10 protein-coding genes are annotated in these 12,654 nt (G+C 61.5%); 8 read left to right on the top strand and 2 right to left on the bottom strand.

Annotated elements, in window-relative coordinates; all coding sequences use genetic code 11:
* Window positions 1-109 (bottom strand): sugar phosphate nucleotidyltransferase (locus tag ACI2KA_RS20470; protein WP_404504300.1); only part of this gene is annotated, 109 nt, incomplete at its 3' end.
* Window positions 110-585: 476 nt separating this feature from the next.
* Between ACI2KA_RS20470 and ACI2KA_RS20465 the strand changes: the two genes are divergently transcribed.
* The 7 genes from ACI2KA_RS20465 to ACI2KA_RS20435 all read left to right on the top strand — a co-directional run bounded on the left by ACI2KA_RS20465 (window position 586) and on the right by ACI2KA_RS20435 (window position 9,239).
* Window positions 586-2,874 (top strand): NADP-dependent malic enzyme, encoded by a 2,289-nt coding sequence (locus ACI2KA_RS20465; RefSeq protein ID WP_404504296.1) that lies wholly within the window; start codon window positions 586-588, stop codon window positions 2,872-2,874.
* Window positions 2,875-3,189: 315 nt separating this feature from the next.
* The gene (locus tag ACI2KA_RS20460) at window positions 3,190-4,029 is read left to right on the top strand and encodes a transporter substrate-binding domain-containing protein (RefSeq protein ID WP_404504295.1); all 840 of its coding nucleotides are present in this window, start codon (window positions 3,190-3,192) and stop codon (window positions 4,027-4,029) included.
* Between the two features lie 189 nt (window positions 4,030-4,218).
* The gene (locus tag ACI2KA_RS20455) at window positions 4,219-4,962 is read left to right on the top strand and encodes an amino acid ABC transporter permease (RefSeq protein WP_404504294.1); all 744 of its coding nucleotides are present in this window, start codon (window positions 4,219-4,221) and stop codon (window positions 4,960-4,962) included.
* Window positions 4,959-5,741 carry an amino acid ABC transporter permease gene (locus ACI2KA_RS20450; protein ID WP_404504293.1) on the top strand — a complete coding sequence of 261 codons (783 nt, stop codon included), beginning with the start codon at window positions 4,959-4,961 and terminating at the stop codon, window positions 5,739-5,741. Before ACI2KA_RS20455 ends, ACI2KA_RS20450 begins: the two co-directional genes overlap by 4 nt.
* Window positions 5,742-5,753: 12 nt before the next feature.
* Complete coding sequence (locus ACI2KA_RS20445) at window positions 5,754-6,551, top strand: amino acid ABC transporter ATP-binding protein (protein WP_404504291.1); 798 nt, start codon at window positions 5,754-5,756, stop codon at window positions 6,549-6,551.
* A gap of 4 nt (window positions 6,552-6,555) precedes the next feature.
* The gene (locus ACI2KA_RS20440) at window positions 6,556-7,902 is read left to right on the top strand and encodes an MmgE/PrpD family protein (RefSeq protein ID WP_404504299.1); all 1,347 of its coding nucleotides are present in this window, start codon (window positions 6,556-6,558) and stop codon (window positions 7,900-7,902) included.
* Between the two features lie 26 nt (window positions 7,903-7,928).
* Window positions 7,929-9,239 carry an LLM class flavin-dependent oxidoreductase gene (locus ACI2KA_RS20435; RefSeq protein ID WP_404504290.1) on the top strand — a complete coding sequence of 437 codons (1,311 nt, stop codon included), beginning with the start codon at window positions 7,929-7,931 and terminating at the stop codon, window positions 9,237-9,239.
* A 77-nt stretch (window positions 9,240-9,316) separates the two neighbouring features.
* Here the strand turns inward: ACI2KA_RS20435 and ACI2KA_RS20430 are convergent, their stop codons facing one another.
* Window positions 9,317-11,053, bottom strand: a complete 1,737-nt coding sequence (locus ACI2KA_RS20430) for a methyl-accepting chemotaxis protein (protein WP_404504289.1) — start codon at window positions 11,051-11,053, stop codon at window positions 9,317-9,319.
* A 331-nt stretch (window positions 11,054-11,384) separates the two neighbouring features.
* Between ACI2KA_RS20430 and ACI2KA_RS20425 the strand changes: the two genes are divergently transcribed.
* Complete coding sequence (locus tag ACI2KA_RS20425; protein ID WP_404504288.1) at window positions 11,385-12,638, top strand: NAD(P)/FAD-dependent oxidoreductase; 1,254 nt, start codon at window positions 11,385-11,387, stop codon at window positions 12,636-12,638.
* The last annotated feature ends 16 nt before the right edge of the window (window positions 12,639-12,654 follow it).

The raw sequence follows: 12,654 nt of genomic DNA, 5'->3' as shown, positions 1-12,654 counted from the left end.
CCAGCGGCTGGAACTGCTTGGGCAGCTGGTCACGCGAAACAGGCCACAAACGGGAACCGGCACCGCCGGCCAACAGAACCGGTGTGATCTTTCGAAAGTCTTCCTTCACAACAAAACCTTTCCAACGTCAAAAAATTTCCCGGCGCGCCGGACAATATAGATATTTGCCAATACCGCCATCATCCGTTCAGGGGCGGACAAGAGCAAGCTCATAAATACGCCTTGTGAAAGCATGGTGAACGGACGGCGCGGCATCTGGAAGACATGTCGATTGCCTGCGGACCACTCCGCTAACGCAAGGTGACGCGCGTGGTTCCGCACGGCCCGCCACAAAACAGGCTCCGCGAGCGGAGGAATTTTTCTGCCTCCAGCAGCCGCATCCGCGGCCCGGCGGACACCGCGTCAGGCCTGCCGACCCCATGCCCGGCCCAGAATATCGACTTAATCGATTGAATCGGCCGCAAATTTCCCTGGCGCTAAATTTGCTGCACTGAACAACATTCAAGGCTTGGCAGGGGTGCGAAAAATACAATAACAACGGCGGATATTTTTACAGGATTATCGACAGGAAAGCACCCACAGCCCATGTCCGACACGACGAAGCCCGCCAGCACCAGAACATCGGTTACGGATCAGGAAGCCCTGGATTTCCACGCGCAAGGCCGGCCAGGAAAACTGGAAATCACCCCGACCAAGCCGATGGCGACGCAGCGGGACCTGTCGCTCGCCTATTCGCCAGGCGTGGCCGTGCCGGTGAAAGCCATCGCCGAAAATCCGGCGAGCGCTTACGACTACACGACACGCGGCAACATGGTGGCGGTCATTTCCAACGGCACTGCAATCCTCGGGCTCGGCAACCTCGGCGCGCTTGCTTCCAAGCCGGTGATGGAGGGCAAATCGGTCCTGTTCAAGCGCTTCGCCGATGTCGATTCCATCGATCTCGAGGTCGATACCGAAGACGCCGATGAATTCATCAATTGCGTGCGCTATCTCGGCCCCTCCTTCGGCGGCATCAATCTGGAAGACATCAAGGCGCCGGAATGTTTCATCATCGAAAGCCGCCTGCGCGAGCTGATGGACATTCCCGTCTTCCATGACGACCAGCACGGCACCGCCATCATCGCCGCCGCCGGCCTCATCAACGCCATCGAGCTGACGGGCCGCGACTTCAAGACCACCAAGCTCGTCTGCAACGGCGCAGGTGCCGCGGCGATTGCCTGCATGGACCTCATCAAGGCCATGGGCTTCAACCCGGAAAACATCACGCTCTGCGACACCAAGGGAGTGATCTATCAGGGCCGCACCGAAGGCATGAACCAGTGGAAATCCGCGCATGCGGTGAAGACCGACAACCGCACGCTGGCCGAAGCTATGAAGGGTGCGGATGTGGTGTTCGGCCTGTCGCAGAAGGGCGCCTTCACCGAAGAGATGATCCGCTCCATGGCGAAAAAGCCGATCATCTTCGCCATGGCCAATCCGGATCCGGAAATCACGCCGGAAGAAGTCTCCCGCATCCGCGACGACGCCATCATGGCGACCGGCCGGTCGGATTATCCCAACCAGGTCAATAACGTCCTCGGCTTCCCCTATATCTTCCGCGGCGCTCTCGATGTACGCGCCCGCCAGATCAACGACGCAATGAAGATTGCCGCCGCACAGGCGCTCGCCGATCTTGCCCGCGAGGACGTGCCGGACGACGTGGCCGCCGCCTATCAGGGCAACCGCCCGCGTTTCGGGCCGCAATATATCATTCCCGTGCCCTTCGATCCGCGCCTGATCTCGGCCATTCCGGTGGCGGTCGCAAAAGCCGCGATCGAAACCGGCGTCGCCCAGCGCGAATTGCCCGATCTCGATGCCTATGCCCGCGAGCTTTCCGCCCGCCGCGACCCGATGGCCTCGACGACGCAGCGCCTTTACGAGCGCGTGCGCCGCTCGCCGAAACGCGTGGTCTTTGCCGAAGCGGAAGAAGAACAGGTCATGCGCGCGGCAATCTCCTTCACCGCCCAAGGGCTTGGCACCGCCATCCTGCTTGGCCGCGACGATATCATCAAGGCCAATGCGGAGCGCGCCGGCATCGATCTCGACCGCGCCAATATCGAGATCACCAATGCCCGTCTCTCCAGCCGTGTCGACGCCTATGTCGATTATCTTTATGCGCGGCTGCAGCGCGGCGGTTTCCTGCTGCGCGACGTGCAGCGCCTGATCCACAATGACCGCAACCACTTCGCGGCCTGCATGGTGGCGCTGGGCGATGCGGACGCCGTGGTCACCGGCGTGACCCGTAATTATTCGACGGCGCTCGAGGATATCCGCCGCTGCATCAACACCAAGCCCGGCCATCGCGTCATCGGCGTTTCGCTGGTCGTCTCGCGCAACCGCACCGTCTTCGTGGCCGATACCGCCGTGCATGACATGCCGTCGGCCGACGACCTTGCCGATATCGCCGAAGAGGCGGCCGGCCTCGCTCGCCGTTTCGGCTACGAACCGCGCGTCGCCATGCTTGCCTATTCCACCTTCGGCCAGCCGACCGGCGAGCGTTCCGACAAGGTGCGCGAGGCGGTGAAAATTCTCGACCGGCGCAATGTCAACTTCGAGGTCGATGGCGAAATGTCTGCCGATGTGGCGCTGAACCATCACCGCATGCAGAGCCAGTATCCCTTCGCCCGGCTTTCCGGCCCGGCCAACGTGCTGGTCATGCCAGCCATCCATTCCGCCTCCATCTCCACCAAGATGCTGCAGGAACTGGGCGGCGCAACCGTCATCGGCCCGCTTCTCGTCGGCCTCGACAAGTCGGTGCAGATCACCTCGATGGGTGCGAAGGACAGCGATATCGTCAACATGGCGGCAATCGCGGCCTATAACGCCGGTCGATAAGCACAGGGCGTGCAGCTTTTTTTCTTCTCCCCGGTTTCTTCTTCCCGGGGAGAAGAAACAAGCCGGATGCGTCGCTCCGCATGTGGCCATACGGCCCTCAGCAACATCCGGATGCCTTTCCCACCCCCGACGGACAGGCAAACAGCAACGGACGGAAAGAACAAGATTCTACTTTTTCAAATTATTAGGATAATTTTTCTCTAAAGAAGATTCATTGGAACCGGATTTTATTCATAGTATTTTTTGCGCAATGCCAATTCTCGCTCTTGGCGGGTGCCTCATGTAGTTTCCGCCTACAATCAAAAGGAAATACCCATGGCCCTCTCTTTCTCCAGATTTGCCGCAAAACTCATCGCCGGAACCGTCGTCATCGCGTCGATGGCCAGCGCCGCCCATGCGGATGCAACGCTCGACCGGATCAAGGGTCGTGGCAAGCTCACCGTCGGCGTGATCCTCTCCGGCGCGCCCTTCGGCTTCATCGATCCGAAGACGCAGGAGCAGAAGGGCCTCAACATCGATGTCGCCAAGGCGCTGGCCGCCGGCCTCGGTGTCGAGCTGGTCACCGAAACCGTGACCCCGCCCAACCGCGTGCAGTTCCTGCAGCAGGGCAAGGTCGATATTCTGATCGCCAACATGCAATACACGGAAGAGCGCGCCAAAACCCTCGATTACGTGCCCACTCCCTATGACCGCCAGGGCGGCGCCGCCATTGGCCGCAAGGATTCCGGCATCAAGGACTGGCCGGACCTGAAGGACAAGATCGCCTGCGTTTCCCAAGGCTCCAACTATACCCAGCCGCTGATCGAGGAATATGGCGCGCAGGTAAAGGCTTTGCCGAGCCAGCCGGAATCGCTGCTGGCGCTGAAGGGCGGCAATTGCGATGTCTCCGTCCATGTCAACGGTACGCTGAGCCTGATGCTGCAGGACCGCGCCGACGAGTGGAAGGATTACGGCATCCTGATCCCCACCGACCTCATTCCTTCCGATTCCGTGATCTGGCTGCGCAAGGGTGAAAGCGACACCCAGGCCGCACTCGACAAGATCGTCAAAGAACTGCACGCTTCCGGCAAGATGATCGAATTCGCCAAGGCCAACCGCCTGCCGAGCATCGGGTACATGGAAGAGCAGAAGAAAAAGCTTTCCGCCGCCCAATAGGACAGGCGCAGGGCTTTTCGTTATCTGCCCGTCCCCACCGCTGGGTGACGATGGCGAAATGGCGGAACGATTTCCCCTGACGATCAGGAACGGCCGGTTTCGCCTGCCGTTCTTTTCTGCTTTATAGCAAGACAGGTCATTCTGGCGCCGCCCGCCGGGCGGCACCCGCAATAACAGCATGGATTTCCGATGCAGGATTCATTGACAGCGCGCTTCATAGAACTGGCCGCGCATCTCGGCCTCAACTATGATTTTCTGAACAGCGGTTACGAAGTGCAGATCTGGCTGGACGGCATGAAGATGACGCTCATCCTCGTTGCCGTCACCCTGCCGCTCAGCCTCGTTTTCGGCTTTGTTTTCGCCGCCATGCTGACCTCCGGCAAGGTCTGGCTCGCCGGTCCCGTGCGCGCCTATGTGGAGCTGACGCGCAACACGCCGACGCTGGTGCAGCTGATGTGCGGTTTCCTCGTGCTCAACATGCTGATTTCCAATGCGTTGGGCGGCGCACAGAACAATCCGCTCACGCCGTTCTTCTGGGTTGTCGCCGTCACCGGCCTTCACATTGCCGCCTTCCATGCCGAAGCGCTGCGCGGCGGCATCGAAGCGGTGCCGGCCACCACCATCGAGGCGGCGCGCGCCATCGGCTTCAGTTCCTTCGAGGTTTTGCGCTATGTCGAGTTTCCGCTGGCGATCCGCACCGCCCTGCCCTCGATCATCAACAACCTCGTCAATCTGGTGAAGCTCACAACGGTCGGCTCGGCGATTGCGGTGGGTGAAATCACCTATGCCTCGATCCTGATCTGGACGCAGCGCGACAATGTGGTCGAGCTGATGCTCGTCATCCTCATCTTCTTCAGTGTCATCAATTTCATCGTCGCAAGGGCCGGTCTCTGGCTTGAACGGCGTCTTGCGGTTCCGGGGTTCGGCCAATGAGCGCGGTGGTTTCTCCAGCACAGGCGGTCAAGAAACCGCCCTTCGGCACCATTCTGCTGCTCGGCGTTTTGATTGCCGTGGTCCTGTGGCTGATCCTCGATCCGTCGCTCGGACAGGTGCTGCTCGAATGGCTGCCCTATCTCGGCAAGGGTTTCGCCATGAACGTGCTGATCAGTATTCTGGCGATCACCATCGGCACCTTCATCGGCGTCCTGCTCGGCATCATGGAACTTGCGCCCTATCGCCTCGTACGAGCGCCGGCGCTCACTTATGTGCAGGTCTTCCGCAATGCGCCGCATCTGGTGCTGATCTTTGCCGCGACCTACATCTTCCCCTTCGAGATCGTCGCTTTCGGCAACTACATTCCCTTCCCGGACTGGATCAAGGCCGTTGTCGGGCTTGCCATTCCGGCCAGCGCCCATATCGCCGAAATCACCCGCGGCGCCATCCAGTCCATTCCGACGGCGCAATGGGAAGCCGCCCAAGGCCTTGGCTTTTCACGCAACCAGACGCTGCGCTGGATCATCCTGCCGCAATGCGTGAAACGCTCGCTGCCGCCATGGATGAACCTTTACGCATCGATCACCATGGGCACGGCGCTCGCCTCGCTAGTCGGCGTGCATGAGCTTCTGCATGCCGCAACGGATGCCAGCACCGCCGTGCAGCGCAATGATTTCACCGTGGTGGTCTATCTCACCGTTCTGATGGCGTTCTTCCTGTTCTGCTATCCCGTCTCCCGTTTCACGCAGCGCCTCGAGCGGCGCTTCGCTTCCCGCTGATTGGAACAAGCCATGTCCGCACCCGCATCACAAACCGCCCAAGCGCTTGTCCAACTCGAAGGGATTCATCTCTCCTTCGGCGACAATCAGGTCCTGAAAGGCATCGACCTTACCGTCAACAAGGGCGACGCCGTTTCCATCATCGGCCCTTCCGGCTCCGGCAAGTCCACCATCCTGCGCTGCATCAACGGCCTGCTCATTCCGCAATCGGGCAAGATCACCGTCGGCGGCACCCGGGTAGACCAGCTGAAGAGCGAGGCCGAGCGCATTGCGCTGCGCAAGCGCATTGGCATCGTCTTCCAGCAGTTCAATCTCTTCCCGCATCTGACGGTGATGGAAAACATCACCATCGCGCCGGTCAAGATCCTCGGCACACCGAAGGCTGACGCCGAACGCCACGCCCGCGAACTGCTGGAGAAAGTACGCCTCTCCCAGAAGGTCGATGCCTATCCCGGCCAGCTTTCCGGCGGCCAGCAGCAGCGCGTGGCCATTGCCCGCGCGCTTGCCATGCGGCCGGAACTGGTGCTGTTCGATGAGGTCACTTCCGCGCTCGACCCGGAAACCGTGGGCGAAGTGCTTGCCGTCATCCGCGATCTCGTCAATGACGGCATGACCAGCATTCTCGTCACCCACGAAATGCGCTTTGCCGAGGAAATCAGCGACAAGATCGTCTTCACCGAAAACGGCCTGATCGTCGATCAGGGTACGCCGGAGCATATTTTCTACAAATCAACCAATCCGCGCATCAACGCCTTCGTCAAGGGGCTCGGCGGGCAGGTGGCGCGGGTCAATGATGGCGAAGGAATCTGACGCCATGGCCGCCGAGGAAAAACTCAGCCTGCATCTCGCCGAAGCCATTGCTGCCTCCGATCCGCTGCGCGATGACGAGGCGATGACGATTGCCCGCACGGCGCTGATCGATTTTTTCGCCTGCGTGCTGGGCGGCGCCTCGGATAGAAGCACAAGAATCCTGATCGACAGCTTTACCCCCGGCACATCCGGAACAGTGGGCATAATCGGCCATGACCTGCGCACGGATGCCTTTACCGCCGCCCTCATCAACGGCCACGCCGGCCATGTCCTCGACTATGACGATGTCCATGGCAGCGTGCGTGGCCACCCCACCGTCGCCATCATTCCCGCCCTCCTGGCCGCGGCGTCCGAGGAGGGCTCGACGGCGGAAGCTTTCATCGCCGCCTATATTGTCGGACTGGAGACCATGGCGCGGATCGGCCTGTCGCTCGGCACGAAGCACTACGAAAACGGCTTCCATGCCACGGCCACGCTCGGCCCCATCGGCGCTGCGGCCGCCATCGCCCATCTTCTGAAATTCGATCCGCAGACCACGGCCGTGGCACTCGGTCTTGCCGCCACGCAATCGGCCGGGCTTCGCCTGCAATTCGGGTTCGACGCCAAGCCGCTGCATGCCGGCCTTGCCACGCGTGCCGGGCTGACCGCCGCGCGGCTGGCGCGGGCCGGCTTTCAGGGTGCGACGGATTTTCTGGAAAACCCCATCGGCTTTTATTCCGCTTTCGCCTTCGGCGCCGAACAGCCGAAACGGGTTCTTTCGGGCTGGGGCTCACCCTGGCAGATCGTCTCGCCCGGCCTCACCCTCAAGGCCTTTCCCTGCTGCACGGCCGCCCATCCCGTCGCCGTCGGCGCGCTCGCGCTGCGCAGCGCCCATGATCTGATGCCGGACGCGATCGAAACGGTGATCATTACCTTCCCGCCGGGCGGTGACGCCGCTCTCGTCGGTCCGGCCACGCCCGTAACCGGCATCGATGCGCGTTTCAGCCCCGAATATGTCTTTGCCGCAGCCCTTGCGGATGGCGCCCTCGGTATTGGCCATTTCGACGAGCGGCCGACGCGTGCCGACCTGCTCGCGCTGTCCGCCAGGGTTTCCCGCCGGCACGACGAGACCGCCCGCCGCCTCTCGCCGGACCCGACCACCCGTTTCGTGGTCATCGACGTGACGAAAAAGGACGGCACGCTGGTGTCTCGCCGCATCGAAGGCCTGCCGGGCATCGACGACCCGACGGACAAATTCGCCGATGCCACCCACGGCAATGAGAAATTCGCCGGGATTCCGGCACTGGTGCGGAACATGAAATCCGCCGCCGACCTCCGGAAGCTCGAGACGCTTCTGGCAACCGACATATAACTTGACCGACACGAAGGCATGACCCGATGACCAACACGACCCGCAAAAGACAGATGCATCTCGGCCTTTTCCTCCAGGGCGCGGGACATCACGTTTCCGGCTGGCGTCACCCCGATGCGGAGGCGGGCAGCGAGAATTTCGACCTCCTGACCCGCGTCACGAAAATGGCCGAGGCCGCGAAGTTCGACATGGTATTCCTGGCGGACGGGCTGACCAGCGGCGTTGACGCCCACCCTTCGATGATCGCCCGTTTCGAGCCTCTGACACTGCTTGCCGCCCTTGCCATGGTGACCGACAAGATCGGGCTGGCCGCCACCGCCTCCACCACCTATGGCGAACCCTATCACACTGCCCGCGCCTTCGCCTCCATCGACCATCTGAGCCATGGCCGCGCCGCCTGGAACATCGTCACCACCTCCTATGCCCGCACGGCGGCCAATTTCTCCAAGAGCCACCCCGAACATGACGAGCGTTATGCGGTGGCGGAGGAATATGCGAACGTCGTTCGCGGTCTATGGGACAGCTGGGATGACGACGCCTTCATCAAGGACAAGCAGGCCGGCCGTTACGTCGATCCGGAAAAGGTCCACATCCTCAACCACGAAGGCAAATATTTCACGGTCAAAGGGCCGCTCAATATTCCGCGCTCGCCGCAGGGCCACCCGGTTCTCATCCAGGCCGGCTCTTCCGGCCCGGGACAGGATCTCGCCGCACGCACCGCCGATATCGTCTTCACCGCCCAGCAGGCGATTTCCGAAGCCCAGGCCTTCTACACCAGCCTCAAGGCGCGGGTGGAAAAATTCGGCCGCGATCCGGCAAGCGTCGCCGTCATGCCGGGTTTCATGCCGATCATCGGCCGGAGCTTCGAGGAGGCTGGCGAAAAGCTGAAGGAGCTGAACCGCTGGACGGATATCAGAAACGCCATGCCGCTGCTTGAAGAACGCATCGGCCACAGCCTTGCCGATTACGATCTCGATGGCCCGCTGCCGGACCTGCCGATCTCCGACCAGCTGCGCAGCCGCGCCGAACTGCTGACAGAGCTCGCCCGCCGCGAAAATCTTACGATCCGCGAACTGGCGCTGCGCGTCGCCGCCGGCCGCGGCCACCATATCGTCATGGGCACGGCCAAGGATATTGCCGACCGGATGCAGGAATGGTTCGAAAACGGCGCGGCTGACGGCTTCAACGTCATGCCGCCCTTCTTCCCCGGCGGGCTGGAAGAATTCAATCGCGACGTCGTGCCGCTGCTGCAGGAGCGCGGCCTGTTCCGCAGGGACTACGAAGGCTCGACGCTGCGTGACCATCTCGGCATCGAACGTCCCGCCTTGCGGGGATAATGGCGTTGGGGTGCCCGCTGCCGGGCACCCGCGTCACATGCATCATGGGCAAGACGACGTGGCCCCAGCCCGCTTCTTCAGGCGGCCGCGCGTCCGGCGTCCTGATTGCGCTGACCGTTATCGGAAGCCTCTGGCCGGGTGGATGAGCCGTCTTCGCGCTGCACGGAACGGCGGTTCAGTTTGAACAGGCTGACAAGCTGCGCCAACACATCGGCGCCCTGCGCGAGCGTGGTGCTGATTGCGGTGGTGCGGGCGCTCATCGCGGCATTTTCCTGCGTCATCCGGTCGAGCCGGTTGACCGCCTTGTTGATTTCAGTGATGCCGGCGGCCTGTTCGTCGGCCGCTTTCGAGATCATGTCGACATTGCCGTCAATGTGCCTGACCAGCGCGTCGATCTGTTTCAGCGCCTCGCCGGTCTCGCCGACCAGCCGGACACCTTCGAGAACCTCGGTGCCGGAATTGTTGATCAGCACCTTGATTTCCTTGGCGGCATTGGCGGAGCGTTGCGCCAGTTCGCGTACTTCCTGCGCCACGACCGCGAAACCCTTGCCGGCATCGCCCGCACGCGCCGCTTCGACCCCGGCATTCAGCGCCAGAAGGTTGGTCTGGAAGGCGATCTCGTCGATGACGCCAATGATCTGGCTGATTTCCCGCGATGCCGTCTCGATGCGCTGCATGGCGTCGACCGTCCGCTCGACCACTTCCGTGGAAGCCACCGTGGATGCCCGCGCGCTCTGAACGAGTTTGCGCGTTTCCTTCATGTTTTCGGTAGAGGAGTGAACCGTCGCAGTGATCTCTTCAAGCGCCGCCGAGGTTTCCTCCAGCGCCACGGCCTGTTCGCGGGAGCGTTCGGCAAGATTGACGGAAGCCTCGCTGACTTCCTGGCTGCTGCGCGTCAGGTCGCCGGTCTGACCGAGAACATTCTCCAGCGTCTTCTGAAATTCCGCGATCGATTTGTTGAAATCCCGCCGCAGCCCCTCGAACTCGCCGACAAACGGCTTGTCCAGCGTGATGCGGATGTTGCATTGGGAAAGCCGCTCCAGCGCCGCACCGAGTTCCTCCACCGCATGGACCCGATCCGACACGTCGAAGGCGAATTTGACGACCTTGAAGACCTGTCCCCGATCGTCGAGAATGGGGTTATACGACGCCTGGATGAAGATGCGCCTGCCATCCTTGCCAAGCCGCATGAACTGGCCGGTGGAGAAACGGCCGGTTCGCAGCTCTTCCCAGAAGGTCCGGTATTCCACCGATCTGGCATAGGAGGGCTCGCAGAACATAGAGTGGTTCTTGCCGATGATTTCCTGCGCCGAATATCCCATCGCTTCGAGGAAATTTTCGTTGGCGCTCAAGATCGTTCCATCCGGTGAAAATTCGATCATGGCCTGCGCGCGGGACAATGCCGCCAGCTTGCCGTTATCCTCGGCGCTCCGGCGCTTGACCAGCGTAATGTCGGTGGCGATCTTGACCACCTTGTAGGGTTTGCCGAAGCGGAAAACCGGATTGTAGGAGGCTTCTATCCAGATGTCGGCGCCGCTTTTCGCGCGCCGGCGGTACTGGCCGTTATCGTGTTCGCCGCGTGACAGTTTTTCCCAGAAAGCCTTGTATTCCGCGGAGGCCGCATCTTCGGCAGAAAGAAACAGGCGATGATGGCGACCCACTATCTCGTCCTGGCCGTAACCGATGGCCTTGCAGAAATTCTCGTTCGCCTTGAGAACCCTGCCGGTCAGATCGAACTCGATGATGGCCTGTGAGCGGTTCAGGGCCTCCAGTACCGCAGACGCATCCAAACCAAACCTAGAAAAGTGAGACATGCTTTTGAACCCCCAACAAAGACCGGTTTGCGGACCTCCGCAACCCTGAATAATCCAGGCGATTAAAACCGGTCGCTCTGCCTGCCCGCGAAACTAGCCGGACACCGTTAAATAGCAATTAATAATAACCCATAACTATTTCACCCGTGTCCCTTATTGGGGGATCCATGGCTGCGGGAACCCGCACCGCGGCCCGCGACATTCCCGCCAATGTGAACCGCTTATTTGCCACAGTGCTGATATTTCTGCCGCCATGACGCAATGCGGCCTTTCATCGAAGCGTCATTCATTGGTATGGCGGGCTTGAAAGATTTGTGTTGCAGGAGCGCCGATGACCAAAACCCTGAAATGCGACGTGCTGGTGATCGGCACCGGCATTATCGGTTCGATGGCGGCGCTCTATCTGCAAAATGCCGGACGCGAGGTCGTCCTTCTGGAGCGTGGCGAGGTTGCCCGCGGGGCAAGTTCCGGCAATGCCGGCATCCTGGCCTTTCCGGAAATCATCCCCATTCCCGCCCCCGGCATCATGAAAAAAGCGCCGCGCTGGCTGTTCGATCCGCTCGGCCCGCTCAGCGTGCCGCCGGCTTATGCGGCGAAGATCGCGCCCTGGCTCTGGCGTTTCTGGCGGGCCAGCGCCGAACGCAATTTCCGCCATGGGCTGAGAGTGCTGAGCGACATCAACCGCCTTGCGGCCACCGAAATGGCGCATGTCGCCGCCATGCCGGAACTTTCGGACTTCGTGTCGAAAACCGGGACGCTCGATCTCTATGACAGCGAGGCAAGCCTGAACGCCGCCGCCAGGGACTGGGATGAAAAGCGGCGCGCGGGCTTCTCCTTTGAGCGTGTCGGCCGCAACGAGATAGACGAATTGCAGCCGGGACTTGCCCCGCAGTTTCGCCACGCGATGTTCTCGCCGGACGGTATGCAGGTCTCCGACCCTCACGATTTCACCCGCGCGATTTTCGATCTGGTGATTGCAAGGGGGGCGAGCCTGCGCAAGGGCGAGGCGGAACGTATCGACGCCGTCGGTGAAAGCACGATCGTCACCCTGGAGAACGGCGACAAGATCGATGCCGACAGGGTGGTGATCGCCTGCGGCGCCTGGTCGAAGAAACTCGCCGCGACGCTCGGCAACATCGTGCCGCTGGAAACGGAGCGGGGCTACAACACCACCCTGCCCGCCGGAGCCTTCAACCTGACGCGTCAGCTTTATTTCAACGATCATGGCTTCGTCGTTACACCGCTGTCCTCCGGCATCCGTGTCGGCGGCGCGGTCGAGCTTGGCGGTCTGGAACTGGATCCGAATTTCAAACGGTCGGAAGCCATGCTGAAAAAGGCGGGGCGTTTCCTGCCCGGTCTCAAGATGGAAGGCGGCCGGCAATGGATGGGGTTCCGCCCGTCAATGCCGGACTGTCTTCCCGTCATCGGCACCGCGCGCACCACGCCGTCCGTCATCTACGCCTTCGGCCATGGTCATCTGGGCCTGACGCAGTCGGCAGCGACGGCCCGTCTCGTCACGCAATTGGCCAATGGCGAAGAGACGGCGATCTCCGTCGACCCGTTCCGGCCCGGGCGTTTTTCCTGAACCAGGCAAGGCTGGC

Source organism: Agrobacterium sp. NPDC089420 (assembly GCF_044900305.1).
Taxonomy (GTDB): Bacteria; Pseudomonadota; Alphaproteobacteria; order Rhizobiales; family Rhizobiaceae; genus Agrobacterium.
The sequence above is the reverse complement of the archived record's forward strand: the minus strand, read 5'-3'. Positions and strand labels throughout refer to the sequence as shown.